Source organism: Paucibacter sediminis, assembly GCF_030254645.1.
In the GTDB taxonomy this organism is placed as follows: Bacteria; Pseudomonadota; Gammaproteobacteria; order Burkholderiales; family Burkholderiaceae_C; genus Paucibacter_B; species Paucibacter_B sediminis.
The window spans coordinates 1,313,102-1,332,720 of sequence record NZ_CP116346.1 but is presented as its reverse complement, the minus strand read 5'-3'; the positions used below and the strand labels follow the sequence as shown (position 1 = coordinate 1,332,720).

The window sequence follows — 19,619 nt, the reverse complement described above, 5'->3', positions numbered from 1 at the left end:
GGGACACCGGTGTGGAGCGAATATTGGGCGCCCGCCGGGGCGCTGACAAACGATCAATCGGAACCCATCGCATTCCTCCAGCGCATGCAAGAAAGAAAACCCCTGGACCGCCTGCCGCCGCTCGATCTGCTGGCCTCCTTCGAGGCCGCGGCGCGCCATCTCAGCTTCACCAAGGCCGCGGCCGAGCGTTTCGTGACGCAGTCGGCGATGAGCCGGCAGATGCGCGCGCTGGAGGAGGAGCTGGGGGTGGCGCTGTTCACGCGCCAGCACCGCGCGCTCGCGCTCACCGCCGAGGGCCAGCGCCTGCTCGCCAGCTGCACCCAGGTGCTGGGCAATCTGCGCAGCACCATGCGCGAGATCCGCGCGCCGCAGCAGCGCGAGGTGCTGGCGCTCACCACCACGCCGGGCTTTGCGGCGCTGTGGCTGATCCCGCGCCTGACCGCCTTCACGCGCGCGCATGCCGGCATCGATGTGAGGCTCGACGCGACGCTGGACAACCGCAACCTCGCCGCCGATGGCTTCGACATCGCGGTGCGCTACGGCAAGCTGGGCGCGCTGCGCGGCGCGCGCAAGCTCTTCGAGGAGGCGATGCTGCCGGTGTGCAGCCCGCGCCTAGTGGCCGAGCTGGCCCTGCCGCTGCGTGAGCCGGCCGACCTGGCCCACCACACCCTGCTGCACCTGGCGATGGACGGCGATGGCAGCGGCATGCCGATGGAATGGGAGCCCTGGCTGAGCGCCTGGGGCCTGGCCGATCTGCGCCCGGCCGCGCGCCTGAGCTTCACCAGTTATGCCGAGGCGATCGCCGCCGCGGTGGCGGGCCAGGGCGTGGCCCTGGGGCGGCGGCCGCTGGTGGATGGGCTGCTGGCGAGCGGCCAGCTGGTCACGCCCTTCGATGCCAACACCGCCTCGGCGCGCGCCTACCAGCTGATCGTCGACCCGGCCTCGCGCGCGCGGCCGGCGGTGCGGGCCTTCGAGCAATGGCTGCTGTCGCAGGCGGCGGGCTGAGCGGGCATGAAAAAAGGCCGGCCCCCGGAAGGGAGCCGGCCTTGCGGGGCCAAGCGCTGGCGCGTCAGTGCACGCCGTGCATCTTCTTGCGCATCCAGCCGTTCAACATCATCAGCACCAGACCGGCCGCGATCGGGATCAGGGTGAAGATCAGGAAGAAGGTCGACAGCGAGTAGGTGGCCGAGATCTGGTCGATGTAGGAGCCGGTGGAGCCGGCGACCTTGTTGGCGATCGCGGTGTTGAGGAACCACACGCCGAACATCAGGCCTAGCAGCCGCTTGGGCGCCAGCTTGGAGATGTAGGACAGGCCCACCGGCGAGATGCACAGCTCGCCCATGGTGTGCAGCAGATAGGCCAGCGTCAGGTACATCATGCTGACCTGGGCGGTCTTGGCGCCCGGGGCGATGCCGGCGGCACCATAGGCCAGCACCGCAAAGCCCAGGCCCAGCAGCACCAGGCCGACGCCGAACTTGATCGGGCCGCTGGGGTTCCACTTCTCTTCCCACATCTTGGAGAACATCGGCGCCAGCACGACGATGAAGAAGCTGTTGAGCACGCCGAACCAGGTGGCCGGCACATCGCTCTGCTCCATCGCGAATTCGCGGCCCAGCATCCACAGGCACAGACCCCAGATGATGGCGAAGGCGGTGGCCAGCGACAGGTTGGCGACCCAGACCTTGCCGCCGGTGCTGCGATAGAGCTTGAACAGCAGCCAGGAGAGGATGGCCGCCGGCACCACCGTCATCGCGGTGTTGATGAGCTTGAACACCAGCCCGCTCGTGCCCACCAGCACGCGGTCGGTGTAGTCGGCCGCGAAGATGGTCATCGAGCCACCGGCCTGCTCGAAGGCGAACCAGAAGAAGATGGTGAAGAAGGAGAACACGAAGATGGCCTTGAGGCGATCGGCCACCACATGCTCGGGGGTGTCGTCGAGCGCTTCCTCGGCCTGCCGCTCGCCGGGCTTGGCCGGGTCGCCAATGCTGCCGAACAGGCGTTGGCTGAAGAAGAACTGCAGCGCGCCCAGGATCATGAATACGCCGGCCAGGCCGAAGCCGAGGTGCCAGGACACCTTCTCGCCGATATAGCCGCACAGCGAGATGCCGAAGAAGGCACCGGCGTTCACGCCCATGTAGAACAGCGTGTAGCCGCTGTCGCGCGCGCCTTCGTTGTCCTTGTTGTAGAGCTGGCCGACGATGGCCGAGATATTCGGCTTGAACAGGCCGGTGCCCAGGATCACCAGGCCCAGGCCGAGATAGAAGGTCGGCACCGTCTCCAGGAACAGCGAGATGTGGCCGGCGGCGATGATGACGGCGCCCCACAGCACCGAGCGCCGCGTGCCCAGGAAGCGGTCGGCGACATAGCCGCCCAGGATGGGGGTCAGATAGGCCAGGCCGGTGTACCAGCCGTACAGGCTGGTGGCATCGGCGCGGCTCCAGCCCCAGCCGCCCTTGGACGCCTCGGTGACCAGGAACAGCACCAGCAGGGCGCGCATGCCGTAGTAGGAGAAGCGCTCCCACATTTCGGTGAAGAACAGCACGAACAGGCTGTTGGGGTGGCCGAGGATGGTGTGGGTGGCGGGCGCGCTGCCGGCGGCGGCGCCCATCGGGGTGGTGCTGATCACGGTGCTCATGGCGGTGCTCTGTTGAATAGCGTAAGGCGCCGGCCGGGCGGATGGCCCGGTGGCGCGCGCCGGATTGTCGCCTGCCGGCGCATGCCGCCTTGTTGGCGTTTACGCCAGCGCCGCGCTTACGGCAGCTGCATGCCGAAGCGATGGGCGATGAAGGCCAGCATGTCGGCGCGCTCCTCGATGATCTTGGAGGTGGGCTTGCCGGCGCCGTGGCCGGCCTGGGTCTCGATGCGGATCAGCTTGGGCGCGCTGCCGGTCTCGGCCGCCTGCAGCGCCGCGGTGTACTTGAAGCTGTGCGCGGGCACGACGCGGTCGTCATGGTCGCCGGTGGTCACCAGGATGGCGGGGTAGGGCTTCTCTCCGCCGCTCCGGATGTTGTGCAGCGGCGAGTAGGCCAGCAGGGCCTTGAACTCCTCGGCGTTCTCGCTCGAGCCGTAGTCGGGCACCCAGGCCCAGCCGATCGTGAACTTGTGGAAGCGCAGCATGTCCATCACGCCCACCTGCGGCACCGCGGCGCCGAACAGCTCGGGGCGCTGGTTCACCACCGCGCCCACCAGCAGACCGCCATTGCTGCCACCGTTGATGGCGAGCTTGGCGGGCTGGGTGAACTTGTTGGCGATCAGCCATTCGGCCGCGGCGATGAAGTCGTCGAACACGTTCTGCTTCTTCAGCTTGGTGCCCGCCTCGTGCCAGGCCGCGCCGTATTCGCCGCCACCGCGGATCGAGGCCAGCACGTAGACGCCACCCATCTTCATCCAGGTGGCGGCGGTGACGTTGTAGCCGGGCGTCATCGCCGCATTGAAGCCGCCGTAGCCGTACAGCAGCGTCGGGTTGCTGCCGTCCAGCTTCAGGCCCTTCTTGTGGGCGATGAAGATCGGGAAACGCGTGCCGTCCTTGCTGGTGACGAACTCGCGGCGCGTCTCGAACTGCTCGGCATCGAAGGCGGTCTGCGGGCGCTTGAACACGCTGGCCTTGTTGGTCGCTACCTCGTAGCGGTAGATGGTGGCGGGCGAGTTGAGGCTGGTGTAGACGAAGAAGGTCTCGGCGTCGTCACTGCGCCCGGCAAAGCCCGAGGCCGTGCCGACGCCGGGCAGCGCCACCTCGCCGAGCGCACGGCCGTCCATGCCATGGATGCGCACCAGCGTGGAGGCGTCGCGCAGATAGCGCAGCAACAGGCGGCCGCCCACGGCGGAGGCGCCGGTGAGCGCGTCGCTGCCTTCGGCCACCAGGGTCTTCCAGGCCTGCTTGCCCGAGCCCTTCAGGTCGATCGCGATCAGGCGGCCGCGTGGCGCATCCTGGTTGGTCTTGACGATCAGGGTGCTGGCGCCCATCGAGGCGACCGGCACGTACTCGGCATCGAAGGCCAGCGTCACGGCCTTGGGCGCGCCGCCGGCCGCCCCGGGGTAGGCGCCCTTGGAGAGCGGCAGCACCATCAGGCCGTTCTTGTTGCCGCCCTTCCAGACGCTGATGTAGACGAGCTTGCCGTCGTCCGAGACCTCGGCGCCAAAGCCCCATTCCTTCTCTTGCGGGTTGCTGGCCACCAGGGTGTCGTCGGCCTGCGGCGTGCCCAGGCGGTGGTAGTAGAGCTTCTGGAAGTAGTTGCTGCCGGTCAGCGCCGCGCCCTCGGCGGGGGCGTCGTAGCGGGCGTAGAAGAAGCCCTTGCCGTCGGGCGTCCAGGCGGCGCCGGAGAACTTCACCCACTCGAGCGTGTCGGGCAGGTCGCGGCCGCTGGCGAGATCGCGCACGCGCCAGGTCTGCCAGTCGGAGCCGGCCTTGGAGCTGCCATAGGCCAGCAGCTTGCCATCGCGCGAGGCGGCGTAGCCGGACAGCGCCACCGTGCCGTCCTTGGAGAGCTGGTTGGGGTCCAGCGCCACCGCGGGCTGGGCCGTCAACGCGCTGGCGGTGTAGAGCACGCTCTGCTGCTGCAGGCCGTCGTTGCGCGTCCAGAAATAGCGGCCACCCTCCTTGAAGGGCAGGCCGAATTTCTCGAAGTTGTAGAGCTCGGTGTAGAGGCGGCGCACCGGCAGGCGCTGCGGCATGGCGGCGAGGAACTGGTCGGTGACGGCGTTCTGCGCCTGCACCCAGGCCTTGGTGTCGGCGCTATGGTCGTCTTCCAGCCAGCGGTAGGGGTCGGCCACGCTGCTGCCGTGGTAGCTGTCGGTCTGTTCGACCTTGCGCGTGGCGGGGTAGCTCAGGCTCTGAGCCTGTACGGCGCCGGCCAGGCACAGCGCGCTCAGTGCGACGCTTATGGCGGTCAGAAAGTTCGTCTTGCTCATCGTGCTCTCTTGTTTGTCGAGTCTCGGATGCCCCGGTGAGGGCGCGCCATTGTGCCCAGACTCGCGCGCGCATGACTTCCGGCATGGATGCGTAGGTGAAGATACGTTTCGTATACAAATCGTATAGAATGCCGGCATGGGTATCGTCAAAATTTCAGACCAGCTGCATGAGAGCCTGCGCATTGCCAGCGGCGCGCTTTCACGCTCGATCAACGCGCAGGCGGAGCATTGGATGCGCATCGGCATGCTGGCCGAGCTGCACCCCGACCTCGATCACCGCGAGATCAGCCAGCTGCTGATACGGGCCGAGCAGAGCGGGGGGCTGGACCTGGCGGCGATCGCGGCCATACCGGCCAAGCCGCACGGCAGCCGCAAGGGCGTGCAATGAGGGGCGGCGGCGTCAAGATCCGCACGGCGGACGAGATCGCCAAGGCGCGCGAAGCCGGCCGCCTGGCCGCCCAGGTGCTGCACATGATCACGCCCTTTGTGCAGCCCGGCGTCAGCACCGACGCGCTGGACAAGATCTGCCACGACTACATCGTTGACGAGCTCAAGGTGACGCCGGCCAATATCGGCTACCACGGCTATCCCAAGACCCTGTGCAGCTCGGTCAACGAGGTGGTCTGTCATGGCATCCCCTCGGCCAGCAAGATCCTCAAGGATGGCGACATCGTCAACCTCGACGTGGCCGTCATCAAGGACGGCTGGTTCGGCGATACCAGCCGCATGTATTACGTGGGCGAGCCCAAGCCGCTGGCGCGCCGCCTGGTGGACACCACCTACGAGGCCATGCGTGCCGGCATCATGAAGGTACGCCCCGGCGCCACGCTGGGCGACGTGGGCTTCGCGATCCAGCGTGTCGCGCATGCCGCGGGCTTCAGCGTGGTGCGCGAATACGGCGGCCATGGCATCGGCGACGTCTATCACGACGAGCCGCATGTGCTGCACTTCGGCAGGCCGGGCGAGGGCCTGCGCCTCAAGGAGGGCATGATCTTCACGGTGGAGCCCATGATCAACGCCGGCAAGCGCGGCGTGAAGGATCTCGCCGACGGCTGGACCGTGGTGACCATGGACCGCTCATTGTCGGCGCAGTGGGAGCACATGGTGCTGGTCACCGCCAGCGGCTTCGAGCTGCTGACGCCCTGGCCCGAGGGCTTCGGGGCCTATCCCGCCATCACCAGTCAGTAGATGCTGCCGTTGGCGCCTGAGGAGGTCAGCACGCCGCCGATCACGTCCAGCCAGTAGGGCGCGACATTGAGGCTGCGACTCCAGTTGCGCAGGTCCATCGTGCCCTCCTGGGCGCGCAGGCGGTCTACCCGTACGCTGGAGAAGGTCAGCGGCGTCTTGGGCTGGATGGTGGTGGCGGCGATGCTGGGGCGCAGGAAGTAGGCGGCGCCATTGCCCATCACCGTGCCGACGCCATCGTCCACCACCACGGCGGTCTGCTCGTCCACGCCGATGCCGCGCGCGTCATCGGGGCGGGCGACCCAGGCGTCCTTGATGATGCGCGCCAGGAACGTCATCAAGCGGCCCATGCGGTCGCGGGTGACGAGGTGGGCATCGGCAATCGTGTTGCCCAGGCCGGGCACGCTGGTGATGAAGCCGCGATCCAGCGTGAGGCGGCGGTCGTAGGGGTTGCTCAGCGCCTGGGCCGAGGTGATGGTGTCGTTCTGTGCCGAGAAGTCGAACTGCGCCAGCACCGCCAGGCCGGCACTGGTGCCGCCCACCGGCACCTTTCTGGCGATCAGGCCCTGCACCGCCTGATCCAGCGCCGTACCCTTCCAGAGGTTGATGTAGTCCCATTGATCGCCACCGGCGATGAAGAGCAGGTCGGCGCCGGCGACGATGCGCTGGACATTGGCGTCATTGGCGCCCTCGCGCGTCTTCACCACCAGGGTCTCGACCGAGTCGACCCCGCCCATCTGGTAGAGGTAATCGTTGTAGCCATCGGCACCCGAGGCGCGTATCACCACCACGTCGATCGGCGTATTGCCCGCGCCGCGTGCCTTGGCAATCATGGCCATGAAGGCGGCGTCGACATCGGTGCCGCCCCCCATCAGCACCGACATCGGCGTGGTGGGTGCCGGCGGGGCCTGGTTGTCGGCGCTGCCGGTGAGGTAGTAGTCGTAGTTCCTGGAGCTGTAGGTCGGGGTTCCGACCTTCTTGTCCGAACCGCCCGCCAGCGCCGGCGTGGCCAGCGTCATCGACAGCAGGCATACGGCCAACAGGCCCTGCATCAGTTCCAGGCAGGAACGGCGTGAAAGCTTAGGCATGGGACGACTCCGAACCCGGCGCGGCAATGGCCAGGTGCCGGCCTAGTGTAGGGCGGCGGTGGCTGGCGTGCCGGGGCATTGACCCCCGGGATGGGTGTATGCGAGTCGACGTACAGACCCGCTGCCCGTGATGACGCCTTGAGTGCCGCCCGGCGCCAAGCCCGACAGCGGGGAAACCTGACTCGGCCAGGCGCGCGGAAGGGGCTACATTGCGGATTGCCGCGGCGAACGGCCCGATGCTGTACTTCCAATGCAAGCCCTGCAGGAGACGATCGATGAAGCTGTACTACCACCCCGCATCAACCACCAGCCGGCCGTTGATGCTGTTTGCCGCGGAGCAGAGGATTCCGCTGGAGATGCAGCTCGTGGACCTGTTCACCGGTGAGCATTACCAGGCGCCCTTCGAGGCCGTCAATCCGAATCGTCTGGTGCCGGTGCTGGAAGATGGCGCGTTCCGTCTGACCGAGAGTTCGGCCATCCTCAAGTACCTGGCCGACAAGATCGACTCGCCGCTCTACCCCAAGGAGTTGCAGGCGCGTGCGCGCGTCAACGAGCGCATGGACTGGGTCAACACCCAGCTGTGCCGTGACTTTGCCTATGGCGCGGTCTACCCGCAGATCTTCCCGCTGCACAAGCGCCGCAGCGACGAGGCGCAGAGCGCGCAGCTGCAGTGGGGCTGCGAGCGCGCGCAGGCCTGGCTCAAGGTGCTGGACCAGCACATCCTCGGCGCCCAGAATCCCTATCTATGCGGCGCGCAGATGACGATCGCGGACTACTTCGCCAGCGCCTTCGTGGCGCTGGCCGAAATCATAGGCAGCGACCTGGCCGCCTATCCGCAGCTGCGGGCCTGGTTGGGCCGCATGAAGGCCTTGCCCAGCTGGGCGGCCGTGAACCAGATGATCGATGGCTACGCGGCTTCCCTGAAGGGCCAGGCCATGGTGGCGGTGTAGGGCGGCCGGACGCTGACGAGGAGGCCACGATGATTCGCAAGCTGCATCACAACGCCTATCGCTGCCGAGACTCGGAGGCAACGCGCGCTTTCTACGAAGACTTTCTTGGCCTGCCGCTGAGCGGCACCCTGGAGATCACGCAGACGAAAAGCGGCCGTGCGACGCATACCTTGCATACCTTTTATCGGCTCGACGACGGCTCCTTCCTGGCCTTCTTCGAGGCGCCCGACATGCCGTTCGAGTTCAAGGCGCAGCACGATTTCGATCTGCATATTGCGCTGGAGGTGTCGCGGGAAACGCTCGAGCAGATGTTTGCCAAAGGCCGTGGTGCGGGCATCGAGACCCGCGGCGTGTCGGACCACCATTTCATTGACTCGATCTACTTCCGCGACCCCAATGGCTATGTGATCGAGCTGTGCACCAAGCGCGCCGAGCATGATCAGGCCATGGACCCAGCCACGAACGGTGCGCGTGAGAAGCTGCGGCGCTGGACGGCATCCAAACCCGCGTCGCGCCAAGCCTAGCGCCATGGATCAGCGTGCCGTCGTCGGCCGCCCGCGAAATCAGAGCTTGAAGTCGTAGTCGATCGTCAGCGGCGCATGGTCGCTGAACTTCTGCGCCGTGTAGATCTGCTCGCGCTTGGCCAGCGCGGCGAGCGCGGGCGTGGCGAAGTGGTAGTCCAGGCGCCAGCCCACGTTCTTCGCATAGGCCTGGCCGCGGTTGCTCCACCAGGTGTATTGCTCGGGCTTGTCGTTGAGGGTGCGGAACACGTCGACCAGGCCGCCTGCGTCGGGGTTGATCAGCTGGCTGACCCAGGCACGCTCCTCGGGCAGGAAGCCCGAGTTCTTGAGGTTGCCCTTCCAGTTCTTCAGATCGATTTCCTTGTGCGCGATGTTCACGTCGCCCACCAGGATGAATTCGCGCTCCGCCTTCAGCGCCATCAGGTGCGGGTAGATGGCATCGAGGAAGCGGAACTTGGCCTCCTGGCGCTCCGGGCCGCTGCTGCCGCTGGGGAAGTAGCAGCTGATCAGGCTGAGCTTGCGGCCGGGCTTGTCGAAACGCTTCTCCACCCAGCGGCCCTCCTTGTCGAATTCCTCCACGCCGAAGCCCAGGATCAGGTCGCTGGGCTCCTCCCGGGTATAGAGGCCGACACCCGAATAGCCCTTCTTCTCGGCGTAGTGGAAATGGCCCTGCAACTGGCCCGAACTGCAATAGACGCCGGCGACATGCTCGTCCTGCGCCTTGACCTCCTGAACGCCCAGCGCATCGGCTTTTTGCTCGGGCAGCCATTCGAAGAAACCCTTGCTCGCGGCGGAGCGGATGCCGTTGAGGTTGGCGGAGATGAAGCGCACGGTGATCTTTCTGGGGCGTGGACGAAAGTCTCGCAGTCTAGGGGGCTTCGCTGCCGGTGTCGTGGCCGACCCACATTTCCAACCGTCGATCGGTGGGGATTTGGCAAGCGCCGATGTGGCTGCTAGATTTCGTGCACCCTCAATCGCAAACGTTTGCCGGCATTGGGTGCGCAAACGGAACCGCCAAAGGATGTACCCATGAAACAGCAAGGACTCAAGCCGAGCGCCCTGGCGCTGGCACTCGTGACCGCTTTCCCCATGCATGCCGCGCTGGCGCAGAGCGCCGAGTCGGCCGAGGCCCGCAAGGAGCCCGCGCAGCTGGAGGCGGTGATCGTGACCGGTAGCCGCCGCGTCGAGAACGTCAAAGAGGTGCCGATGTCGATCTCGGCCATCAAGGGTGATGCGCTCGACACCTACAACGCCAGCGGCCAGGACATCCGCGCCCTCTCGGCACGCGTGCCGAGCCTGAACATCGAATCCGATTTCGGCCGCACCTTCCCGCGTTTCTACATCCGCGGCCTGGGCAACACCGACTTCGACCTGAATGCCTCGCAGCCGGTGGGCCTGGTGTACGACGACGTGGTGCAGGAAAGCCCGATGCTGAAGGGCTTCCCGGTGTTCGACGTCGAGCAGGTGGAAGTGCTGCGCGGCCCGCAGGGCACGCTGTTCGGCCGCAACTCGCCGGCCGGCGTGATGAAGTTCGACTCGGTCAAGCCGGGCAAGCGCCTGGAGGGTTATGCCACCGTCGGCTTTGGCCGCTACAGCGCGCTGAACTTCGAGGGCGCGATCAACGTGCCCCTGAACGACGATTGGTCGCTGCGTGCCTCGGGCATGATGCAGCGCGCCAGCGACCGCGTGCACAACCCCTTGCCGGATGCCGAGAAGGATCTGGAGGGCTACAACGACAAGGCCGTGCGCGTGCAGGCCTCGTACAAGAACGGCGGCTTCAACGCGCTGTTCAATGTGCATGGCCGCGACTACAAGGGCAACGCCACCACCTTCCGCGCCAACGTCATCAAGCGCGGCACGAATGATCTGGTGGACGGCTTCGACGCCTCGGTCTATCCGACCGATGGTTACAACAGCCAGACTCTCAAGTCCAGCGGCGTGAGCGCGCGCCTGCGCTGGGATCTGGACGGCATGACGCTGCATTCGATCACCGCCTACGACCGCGCCGAGTTCTACAGCCGCGGTGACGTGGACGGCGGCTTCGGCAGCCGCTTTGCCGGCATTCCGGACGGCCCCAAGTTCCCCGGCCAGCCCTCGGTGATCCCGTTTGACGCCCAGACCGCGGACGGCATGCCCTATCTGCGTCAGACCACGCAGGAGTTCCGCCTGCAGTCGGCCACCAAGGACGCACTGCAGTGGATCGGCGGCCTCTACTACTTCCAGGAGAAGCTGCAGGTCGACAGTTTCAACTTCGACTCCTTCTCCGCCGGCGACCCGCAGAACGGCTACGCCGTGCAGCACCAGTCGGCCAAGTCATGGGCGGCCTTCGGCAATCTGAGCTATGCGATCACGCCGGATCTCAAGATCCGCGGCGGCCTGCGCTACACGGATGACAAGAAGGACTTCGACGGCGCGCGCACCCAGACCCCGTTTGGCGGCGCCAACGTGGGCCCGCTGACCGCGCATCCCAAGTCCAGCAACTGGAGCTGGGACCTGGGCGCCAACTACAGCCTGGACAAGAACGTCGCCCTGTTCGCCCGCATCGCCACAGGCTATCGCGCGCCCTCCATCCAGGGCCGCGTGCTGTTCGGCGACACCATCTCGGTGGCCAATTCGGAGAAGGGGCTGTCCTTTGAGGCCGGCTTCAAGGCGGACCTGCTCAACAACACCGCGCGCATCAGCGGCACGGTGTTCAAGTACCAGGTCAAGGATCTGCAGCTCACCGCCGGCAGCGGCAGCACCAACCAGAACAAGCTGGTCAACGCGGCCAAGGCCGAGGGCCAGGGCTTCGAGCTGGATGCGCAGGCCATCATCGCGCGCGACTGGAAGACCACGCTGGGCCTGAGCTACAACGACACCGAGATCAAGGATCCCAACCTGTTCGTGCAGCCCTGCGGCAATGCCAACTTCCAGTTCCTGGAGGCCAATACCGGTTGCACGGTGCTGAACAAGCCGGGCCCATTGGCCGGCACGGTGCTGATCGGTGGCAACCCGCTGCCGCGCGCGCCCAAGTGGGTGATCAACTGGACGCTCAAGTACAGCACCGAGATCGGCAACGGCGACCTCTATGTGCTGACCGACTGGGCCTACAAGGACAAGTACAACATGTTCCTGTACGAGGCGGTCGAGTACAAGGCCAAGTCCTCGCTGGAAGGCGGCTTGCGCGTGGGCTACGGCTGGGCCAATGGCAAGTACGAGGTCGCCGCCTACTCGCGCAACATCACCAACCGCCAGCAAGTGGTGGCGGCGATCGACTTCAACAACCTCACCGGCATCATCAACGAACCGCGCAGCTACGGCGTGCAGTTCAAGGCCACGTACTGACAGGCCCGATCGCCTGGTACGCAGGCCCGGCCCTCAGAAGGGGCCGGGCCTTTTTTGTGCCGCCTACAATGCCGGCCAATCCCATCTCGTGCCCCCGCCCATGAACACCCGCACCCCCCCCCTGGCCCAGGAATTCGTCGCCTTTGCCGTCGAGGCGGGGGTGCTGCGCTTCGGCGAGTTCAAGACCAAGGCGGGGCGCCTGAGCCCCTATTTCTTCAACGCCGGCCTGTTCGACGATGGTGCCAAGCTGGGCCGCCTGGCCGGCTTCTATGCGCGCACCCTGATTGACTCGGGCATCCAGTTCGACATGATCTTCGGGCCGGCCTACAAGGGCATCACGCTGGCCGCCGCGGTGGCCATCGAGCTGGCCCGCCTGGGCCACAACAAGCCCTTTGCCTACAACCGCAAGGAAGCCAAGGACCATGGCGAGGGCGGTACCCTGGTGGGCGCGCCGGTGCAGGGCCGCGTGCTCATCATCGACGACGTGATCTCGGCCGGCACCTCGGTGCGCGAGTCCATCGCGATGATCCAGGCCGCGGGCGCCACGCCCTGCGGCGTCTCGATTGCCCTGGACCGCCAGGAGAAGGCGGTGGAGAACGGCGTGGAGAGCCCGAAGTCGGCGGTACAGTATGTGAGCGAGCAATTGCAACTGCCCGTGAGCGCAATTGCCGGCCTGTCGGACTTGCTGCAGTATTTGCAAACGACGAGCAGCCCTGCCATCGCCGCCCATGCGGGCGCGGTGCAAGCCTACCGAGATCGTTACGGAGTCTGATGCGCGCTTCCGAACTACGCGTCGTTGCCGCTCGCTGCGCTGCTGCCGCCACCTGCTGGCTGGCCGTTGCGGCCGCAGCGCTGGCGCAAACCCCGCTCAAATCCGCGGGCGGCATTTACAGCTGCACCACCGCCGATGGCCGGCGCCTGACCTCGGACCGGCCGATCGCCGAATGCAGCGCGCGCGAGCAGCGCGTGTTGAATGCCGACGGCTCCCTGCGCACGGTGGTGCCGCCGTCGATGTCGCCCGAAGAGCGTGCCGCGCAGGAGGCCAACGAGCGCAAGCTGGCGGCCGAGCGGGCCGCCAGGGCCGATGCGGCCCGGCGCGATCGCAACCTGATGACGCGCTACCGCAATGAGGCCCAGCATCAGAAGGCGCGCGAGTCGGCGCTGGACGACGTCGTCAAGTCGATGCAGATCTCTGAGAAGCGCGTGCAGGACCTGGCCGCGGAGCGCAAGCCCCTGCTGGACGAGGCCGAGTTCTACAAGGGCAGGCAGTTTCCCGCCAAGCTGAAGCTGCAGCTCGATGCCAATGACGCATCGACGCAGGCCCAGAAGGAGCTGATCGAGAACCAGAAGGCCGAGCTGGTGCGCGTCAACAAGCTCTACGACGCGGAGCTGGCGCGGCTCAGAAAGCTCTGGGCCGGCGCCGCTCCCGGTTCCGTCGACTAAGCGCCGAGCTTCTTCTTCAAGAGCTCGTTCACCGCGGCGGGGTTGGCCTTGCCCTTGGTGGCCTTCATGGCCTGACCCACCAGGGCGTTGAAGGCCTTGTCCTTGCCGGCGCGGAATTCGTCCACCGATTTCTGGTTGGCTGCCAGCACCTCGTCGAGGATGCGCTCGAGCTCGCCGGTGTCGCTCATCTGCTTCAGGCCCTTGGCCTCGATCAGCGCGTCGACGTCCGAACCTTCGCCACTCCACAACGCCTCGAACACCTGCTTGGCGGCGTTGTTGGAGATGGTGCCGTCCTGGATGCGCTGGATCAGCGCGCCCAGCAGGGCCGGGCTGACCGGGCTGGCCTCGATCTCACGCTCCTCGCTATTGAGGCGGCGCGAGACCTCGCCCATCAGCCAGTTGGCCACCAGCTTGGGTGCGCCGCAGACCTGCTTGGCGGCCTCGTAGAAGCGTGCCGTGGCCAGGCTCTGCGTCATGATGGCGGCGTCGTAGGCGGTCAGGCCGTCCTGCTGCTCGAAGCGCGCGGCCATCACCGAGGGCAGCTCGGGCATCTCGCCCTTCACCCGCTCCACCCATTTCGGCGCGATCAACAGCGGCGGCAGGTCGGGGTCGGGGAAGTAGCGGTAGTCGGCCGAGTCTTCCTTGCTGCGCATCGCGCGCGTCTCGCCGGTGTCGGGGTTGAACAGCACCGTGGCCTGTTGAATCTTGCGGCCATCCTCGATCTCGTCGATCTGCCAGTTCACCTCGTAGTCCACCGCCTGGATCAGGTTGCGGAAGCTGTTGAGGTTCTTGATTTCGCGGCGTGTGCCATAGGGCTCGCCGGGCTTGCGCACCGAGACGTTGACGTCGCAGCGGAACGAGCCTTCCTGCATATTGCCGTCGCAGATGCCCAGCCACATCACCAGCGCGTGCAGGGTCTTGGCATATTCGCAGGCCTCGGCGCCCGAGCGCATCTCGGGCTCGGAGACGATTTCCAGCAGCGGCGTGCCGGCGCGGTTCAGGTCGATGCCCGACTGGCCGTGGTAGTCCTCGTGCAGGCTCTTGCCGGCGTCTTCCTCGAGGTGGGCGCGCGTCAGGTTGACGACCTTCTTCTCGTCGCCGACGAAGAACTCCACGCGTCCGCCCTGCACCACCGGGATCTCGAACTGGCTGATCTGGTAGCCCTTGGGCAGGTCGGGGTAGAAGTAGTTCTTGCGCGCGAAGATCGACAGCGGCGCCACCTTGGCGCCCACCGCCAGGCCGAAGCGGATGGCGCGTTCCACCGCGCCGCGGTTCAGCACCGGCAGCGTACCCGGCAGGGCCAGATCCACCGGCGAGGCCTGGGTGTTGGGGGCGGCGCCGAAAGCGGTGGAGGACCCGCTGAAGATCTTCGAGGCGGTGGAGAGTTGGACGTGGTTTTCCAGGCCGATCACGACCTCGTAGCCACGGATCAGTTTGCTAGAAGATGCCATGTGCTTAGATTCCTGCGGGGGCTTGGGTGTGCCAGTCGGTGGCCTGCTGCAAGGCATGGGCCGCGTGCAAGAGCTGACCCTCCTTGAAGTAATTGCCCAAGAGCTGCAGACCCACCGGCATGCCGCCTTCGCCGAAGCCCACCGGCACGCTCATGCCGGGCAGGCCGGCCAGCGAGCCCGGCAGGGTGAAGATGTCTGCCAGATAGGCCTTGACCGGGTCCTCGGCGCCCTCGCCGGCCTTCCAGGCCACGCTGGGGGCCACCGGGCCGGCGATCAGATCGCATTGCCGGAAGGCCTGCTGGAAGTCGTCGGCGATCATGCGGCGCAGCTTCTGGGCCTGCAGGTAGTAGGCGTCGTAGTAGCCATGGCTCAGCACATAGGTGCCGATCATGATGCGGCGCTTGACCTCGGCACCAAAGCCTTCGGCGCGGCTCTTCTTGTACATGTCCAGCAGGTCGTCGTACTGGGCCGCACGGTGGCCGAACTTGACGCCGTCGAAGCGGCTCAGGTTGGAGCTGGCCTCGGCCGGGGCAATGATGTAGTAGACCGGAATCGCCAGTTCGGTGCGGGGCAGGCTCACGTCCACCAGGGTGGCGCCGAGCTTTTCCAGCTCGGCCAGGCCGGCGCGCACCGCCACATTCACGTCCGCGGCCAGGGCGGCCGGGAAGAACTCGCGTGGCAGGCCGATGCGCAGGCCCTTGAGCGGCTGGGCGGCCGTGGCGCCCTCGCGGGCGGTCAGCATCTGGGCGTGGAAGTCCTGCGGCGGCTGTTGCACGCTGGTGGCATCGCGCTCGTCGAAGCCGCTCATGGCGGAGAGCAGCAGGGCGCAGTCTTCGGCGCTGCGCGCCATCGGGCCGGCCTGGTCCAGGCTGGAGGCGAAGGCGATCATGCCGTAGCGCGAGCACACGCCGTAGGTGGGCTTGATGCCGGTGATGCCGGTGAAGCTGGCGGGCTGGCGGATCGAGCCGCCGGTGTCGGTGCCGGTGGTGGCCGGCACGATGCGCGCTGCCACTGCCACCGCCGAGCCGCCCGAGGAGCCGCCGGGCACGCGGCCCAGGTCCCAGGGGTTGTGGGCGGGGCCATAGGCCGAGTTCTCGTTGGCCGAGCCCATCGCGAACTCGTCGCAGTTGAGCTTGCCCAGCGAGACCGTGCCGGCGCCATTGAGCCTGGCCACCACGGTGGCGTCGAAGGGGCTGCGGTAGCCGGCGAGGATCTTGGAGCCGGCCGTGGTGGGCATGTCGGCGGTGACGTAGATGTCCTTGTGCGCCAGCGGGATGCCGATCAGGGCACCGGCCTCACCCGCCGCCAGGCGCGCATCGGCGGCCTGGGCGCGCGCCAAGGCACCCGCCGCATCCACATGCAGGAAGGCGCCCAGGGCCTGGTGGGAGGTAACACGTGTAAGCAGGTGTTGGGTCAGTTCGGCGCTGGAAAACGCCTTGGCGCGCAGGCCCTGGCCCAGTTCGGCCACGCCCATTTCGTGCAGGGACTTGGTGCTCATGCTCATTCGATGACCTTGGGAACCAGGAACAGGCCGTCTTCGACGGCGGGTGCGCTGCGTTGGTTGAGTTCGCGCTGATTGCTCTCGGTGACGGCGTCCTCGCGCAGGCGCAAGGCCACCTCCTGCACAGCGGAGAGCGGGGTGTACAGGGGCTCGACGCCGCTGGTGTCCACCGCGCTCATCTGCTCCACGATGGAGAAGAAGCCATTCAGCTGCCCGAGCAGGGCGGCCTGCTCGCTGTCGGCCAATTCCAGCCGGGCCAGGTGAGCGATGCGGCTCACGTCTTGAGGGGTCAGGGCCATGGGGGAAGCAAGTCCAAAAGTGTCAAAAACAAAGCCCTGGAAGGGCTTGCGCTAGGTCAGATCCTAGGGGTGATCGGGTATTATCTCCGCTTATCTCCATGCCATCGGGGCTGCGCGCCGTTCAGGTCCACGCAGCCTCGCTGTTTATGGTGCGAACGATTCCCGTGGCAGCTTGGTCTGCCGCCTTACCCTGACCCGCAAAGCCTGCTTTCGGACCGGGTGTGATCTGGAGCCACAGCTGCAGATGCGCCTGCCCGACGAACCCATCACATCATGTTCGCCTCCCTGCGCCGCTACTTTTCCACCGACCTCGCCATCGACCTCGGCACCGCCAACACCCTGATTTACGTGCGCGGCAAGGGCATCGTGCTGGACGAACCCTCGGTCGTCGCGATCCGCCACGAAGGCGGCCCGAATGGCAAGAAGACCATCCAGGCCGTCGGCCGCGAGGCCAAGGCCATGCTGGGCAAGGTGCCCGGCAATATCGAGGCGATCCGCCCGATGAAGGACGGCGTGATCGCCGACTTCACCGTCACCGAGCAGATGCTCAAGCAGTTCATCAAGATGGTGCACGACTCGAAGATGCTCAAGCCGAGCCCGAGGATCATCATCTGCGTGCCCTGCGGTTCCACCCAGGTGGAACGCCGCGCCATCCGCGAATCGGCGCTGGGCGCCGGTGCCAGCGAGGTCTACCTGATCGAGGAGCCGATGGCCGCGGCCATCGGTGCCGGCCTGCCGGTCAGCGAGGCCAGCGGCTCGATGGTGGTCGACATCGGCGGCGGCACCACCGAGGTGGGCGTGATCTCGCTGGGCGGCATGGTCTACAAGGGCTCGGTCCGCGTCGGCGGCGACAAGTTCGACGAGGCCATCATCAACTACATCCGCCGCAACTACGGCATGCTGATCGGCGAGCCCACCGCCGAGGCGATCAAGAAGAACATCGGCTCGGCCTTCCCCGGCTCCGAGGTGAAGGAGATGGAAGTCAAGGGCCGCAACCTCAGCGAGGGCGTGCCGCGCAGCTTCACGATCTCGTCCAACGAGATCCTGGAAGCCCTCACCGACCCGCTCAACCAGATCGTCTCCGCGGTGAAGAACGCGCTGGAACAGACCCCGCCCGAGCTGGGCGCCGACATCGCCGAGCGCGGCATGATGCTGACCGGTGGCGGCGCGCTGCTGCGCGACCTGGACCGCCTGCTGGCCGAGGAAACCGGCCTGCCGGTGCTGGTGGCCGAGGACCCGCTGACCTGCGTGGTGCGCGGTTGCGGCATGGCGCTGGAACGCATGGAGCGCCTGGGTTCGATCTTCACCTCGGAATAAGCCCGGGCCATGGTCTGCAGCGAGCCGGCACGTGTCCCACGGAGCCGGCTCTTGTGCATCTTGGTGAACATGTTCTGAACGCGCCATGCCCTTCGGCACCCTGGATCGCTCCCCGCCCCCCTTCTTTCGCCAAGGCCCCTCGGCGCTGACCAAGCTGCTGCTGTGCGCGGCGCTGGCGGTGTTCCTGATGGTGGCGGACGCGCGCTTCAAGGTGGCGCAGCCGGCGCGCGCCGCCCTCGCCTTGCTGCTGCACCCGGTGCAGCGCCTCTTGCTCTCGCCGGTGGACGCCTGGGAGCAGCTGGGCGACTACTCGCGCGGCATGGAGCGCGCCATGGCGGCCGAAGACCTGGCGCGCAAGCAACTGGTGCAGCAGGCCGAGCGGCTCTCGCGTGCGCAACAGCTGCAGGCCGAGAACCAGCGCCTGCGCGAACTGCTGAAGATGCGCGAGGCGCTGACGGTCAAATCGCTGGCGGCCGAGGTGCTGTACGAGGCCGCCGACCCCTATTCGCGGCGCGTCATCATCGACCGCGGCGGCCACCAGGGCGTGCGCGCCGGCTCGCCGGTGATCAACGATGCCGGCGTGCTGGGCCAGGTCACGCGCGTCTACAACTTCTCCGCCGAGGTGACGCTGCTGACCGACAAGGACGCCGCCATCCCGGTGCTCAACACCCGTACCCAGCAGCGCGGCGTGGCCTATGGCGGCGAGCGCAGCGAGGGCCCGATGGAGCTGCGCTTCATGGCCGCGAATGCCGACATCAAGAGCGGCGACCTGCTCTCCACCTCGGGCCTGGACGGCGTCTATCCGCCCGGCCTGCCGGTGGCCAAGGTGGCCCAGGTGGAGCGCCGCGGCGATACCAGTTTTGCGCGCGTGAGCCTGGCGCCGGTGGCCGAGCCCGACGCGGCGCGCCATGTGCTGATCCTGGAACCGCTGGAAGTGCATGAGGCGGCGCGCGCCGAAGCGGCCGCGGCGGCGGCCTCGGAGGCCGCGCTGTTCGCCGAGCGCAAGGCCCAGGTCAAGGCGGAAGCCAAGGCCAAGAAGGATGCGGCGCGCGAAAGCGCCAGGGACAAGGGGAATGAAAAGGGGAATGACAAGGGGGACACGCGATGATCATGCCGCGCGGCTCGGGCCAGCTGCTGCTGCCCGCCAATCCCCTCTTCATCGCCTTCACCCTGATCCTGGCCCTGGTGCTGGACATGGTGCCGCTGGGCCGCCAGCCGGCCATGCCGGATCTGCTGGCCATCACCCTGGTGTTCTGGAACGTGCACCAGCCGCGCCGCGTGGGCGTGGGCTTCGCCTTCGTGTTCGGCCTCTTCATCGATGTGCATCATGGCGCGCTGCTGGGTCAGCATGCGCTGGCCTACAGCCTCTTGAGCTTTGGCGCCGTGGCCCTGCACCGGCGCCTGCCCTGGTTTTCGCTGCCGGTGCAGGCGGTACAGGTGCTGCCGCTGTTCGTGCTGGCGCACCTGGCCTCGCTGCTGGTGCGCCTGATGGTGGGTGGCATGGCGCCGGGTTGGAGCCTGATGCTGGCGCCCTTGTTCGAGGCGGCCCTGTGGCCGGTGGCCAGCTGGATCCTGCTGGCGCCGCAGCGCCGGCCGCCGGACCCCGATGCGCATCGCCCGCTCTAGCGCCTT

Annotated in this window: 18 protein-coding genes; 11 read left to right on the top strand and 7 right to left on the bottom strand. The window is 67.0% G+C overall.

The window, feature by feature from the left end; all coding sequences use genetic code 11:
* Positions 1–84 precede the first annotated feature (84 nt).
* On the top strand, positions 85–1,005 hold the full coding sequence (gene gcvA / locus PFX98_RS06040; RefSeq protein ID WP_285234276.1) for a transcriptional regulator GcvA: 921 nt from the start codon (positions 85–87) through the stop codon (positions 1,003–1,005).
* Between the two features lie 64 nt (positions 1,006–1,069).
* Here the strand turns inward: gcvA and PFX98_RS06035 are convergent, their stop codons facing one another.
* The gene (locus PFX98_RS06035) at positions 1,070–2,635 is read right to left on the bottom strand and encodes a peptide MFS transporter (protein ID WP_285234275.1); all 1,566 of its coding nucleotides are present in this window, start codon (positions 2,633–2,635) and stop codon (positions 1,070–1,072) included.
* A gap of 116 nt (positions 2,636–2,751) precedes the next feature.
* Positions 2,752–4,908: a prolyl oligopeptidase family serine peptidase gene (locus tag PFX98_RS06030; protein WP_285234274.1), complete on the bottom strand. Its 2,157-nt coding sequence runs from the start codon at positions 4,906–4,908 to the stop codon at positions 2,752–2,754.
* Between the two features lie 136 nt (positions 4,909–5,044).
* Between PFX98_RS06030 and PFX98_RS06025 the strand changes: the two genes are divergently transcribed.
* Together PFX98_RS06025 and map are read left to right on the top strand one after the other, a co-directional pair.
* Positions 5,045–5,296, top strand: coding sequence for a ParD-like family protein (locus PFX98_RS06025; protein ID WP_285234273.1), 252 nt, complete (start codon positions 5,045–5,047; stop codon positions 5,294–5,296).
* On the top strand, positions 5,293–6,096 hold the full coding sequence (map, locus tag PFX98_RS06020) for a type I methionyl aminopeptidase (RefSeq protein ID WP_285234272.1): 804 nt from the start codon (positions 5,293–5,295) through the stop codon (positions 6,094–6,096). The genes PFX98_RS06025 and map overlap by 4 nt, the downstream gene beginning before the upstream one ends.
* Here map and PFX98_RS06015 read toward each other — a convergent pair.
* Positions 6,090–7,181 (bottom strand): cyanophycinase, encoded by a 1,092-nt coding sequence (locus PFX98_RS06015; protein ID WP_285234271.1) that lies wholly within the window; start codon positions 7,179–7,181, stop codon positions 6,090–6,092. The two genes, map and PFX98_RS06015, sit on opposite strands and share 7 nt — an antisense overlap.
* Positions 7,182–7,456: 275 nt before the next feature.
* Here PFX98_RS06015 and PFX98_RS06010 point away from each other — a divergent pair, with 275 nt between their 5' ends.
* Positions 7,457–8,131, top strand: coding sequence for a glutathione S-transferase family protein (locus PFX98_RS06010; protein WP_285234270.1), 675 nt, complete (start codon positions 7,457–7,459; stop codon positions 8,129–8,131).
* A 29-nt stretch (positions 8,132–8,160) separates the two neighbouring features.
* Positions 8,161–8,655 (top strand): VOC family protein, encoded by a 495-nt coding sequence (locus PFX98_RS06005; RefSeq protein ID WP_285234269.1) that lies wholly within the window; start codon positions 8,161–8,163, stop codon positions 8,653–8,655.
* Positions 8,656–8,694: 39 nt separating this feature from the next.
* On the opposite strand, the gene PFX98_RS06000 is transcribed toward PFX98_RS06005, so the two are convergent.
* Complete coding sequence (locus tag PFX98_RS06000) at positions 8,695–9,483, bottom strand: exodeoxyribonuclease III (protein WP_425334670.1); 789 nt, start codon at positions 9,481–9,483, stop codon at positions 8,695–8,697.
* A 198-nt stretch (positions 9,484–9,681) separates the two neighbouring features.
* On the opposite strand from PFX98_RS06000, the gene PFX98_RS05995 reads away from it, so the two are divergent.
* The 3 genes from PFX98_RS05995 (at position 9,682) to PFX98_RS05985 (ending at position 13,419) form a co-directional block, all read left to right on the top strand.
* On the top strand, positions 9,682–11,976 hold the full coding sequence (locus PFX98_RS05995) for a TonB-dependent receptor (protein ID WP_285234268.1): 2,295 nt from the start codon (positions 9,682–9,684) through the stop codon (positions 11,974–11,976).
* A gap of 100 nt (positions 11,977–12,076) precedes the next feature.
* Positions 12,077–12,748, top strand: coding sequence for an orotate phosphoribosyltransferase (gene pyrE / locus PFX98_RS05990; protein WP_285234267.1), 672 nt, complete (start codon positions 12,077–12,079; stop codon positions 12,746–12,748).
* Positions 12,748–13,419 (top strand): hypothetical protein, encoded by a 672-nt coding sequence (locus tag PFX98_RS05985; RefSeq protein ID WP_285234266.1) that lies wholly within the window; start codon positions 12,748–12,750, stop codon positions 13,417–13,419. Before pyrE ends, PFX98_RS05985 begins: the two co-directional genes overlap by 1 nt.
* Here PFX98_RS05985 and gatB read toward each other — a convergent pair.
* From gatB to gatC, 3 genes are read right to left on the bottom strand one after another with little or no spacing between them, the layout of a single operon-like run.
* Positions 13,416–14,870, bottom strand: coding sequence for an Asp-tRNA(Asn)/Glu-tRNA(Gln) amidotransferase subunit GatB (gatB, locus tag PFX98_RS05980; RefSeq protein ID WP_285234265.1), 1,455 nt, complete (start codon positions 14,868–14,870; stop codon positions 13,416–13,418). The two genes, PFX98_RS05985 and gatB, sit on opposite strands and share 4 nt — an antisense overlap.
* 4 nt (positions 14,871–14,874) lie before the next feature.
* Positions 14,875–16,368: an Asp-tRNA(Asn)/Glu-tRNA(Gln) amidotransferase subunit GatA gene (gene gatA / locus PFX98_RS05975; RefSeq protein WP_285234264.1), complete on the bottom strand. Its 1,494-nt coding sequence runs from the start codon at positions 16,366–16,368 to the stop codon at positions 14,875–14,877.
* A 2-nt stretch (positions 16,369–16,370) separates the two neighbouring features.
* Complete coding sequence (gene gatC / locus PFX98_RS05970) at positions 16,371–16,670, bottom strand: Asp-tRNA(Asn)/Glu-tRNA(Gln) amidotransferase subunit GatC (protein WP_285234263.1); 300 nt, start codon at positions 16,668–16,670, stop codon at positions 16,371–16,373.
* Between the two features lie 273 nt (positions 16,671–16,943).
* Between gatC and PFX98_RS05965 the strand changes: the two genes are divergently transcribed.
* From PFX98_RS05965 to mreD, 3 genes are all read left to right on the top strand, one after another.
* Positions 16,944–17,987, top strand: coding sequence for a rod shape-determining protein (locus PFX98_RS05965; protein ID WP_137945426.1), 1,044 nt, complete (start codon positions 16,944–16,946; stop codon positions 17,985–17,987).
* Between the two features lie 85 nt (positions 17,988–18,072).
* Positions 18,073–19,095 carry a rod shape-determining protein MreC gene (mreC, locus tag PFX98_RS05960; protein WP_285234262.1) on the top strand — a complete coding sequence of 341 codons (1,023 nt, stop codon included), beginning with the start codon at positions 18,073–18,075 and terminating at the stop codon, positions 19,093–19,095.
* On the top strand, positions 19,092–19,613 hold the full coding sequence (gene mreD / locus PFX98_RS05955; RefSeq protein ID WP_285234261.1) for a rod shape-determining protein MreD: 522 nt from the start codon (positions 19,092–19,094) through the stop codon (positions 19,611–19,613). The genes mreC and mreD overlap by 4 nt, the downstream gene beginning before the upstream one ends.
* Positions 19,614–19,619 lie beyond the last annotated feature (6 nt).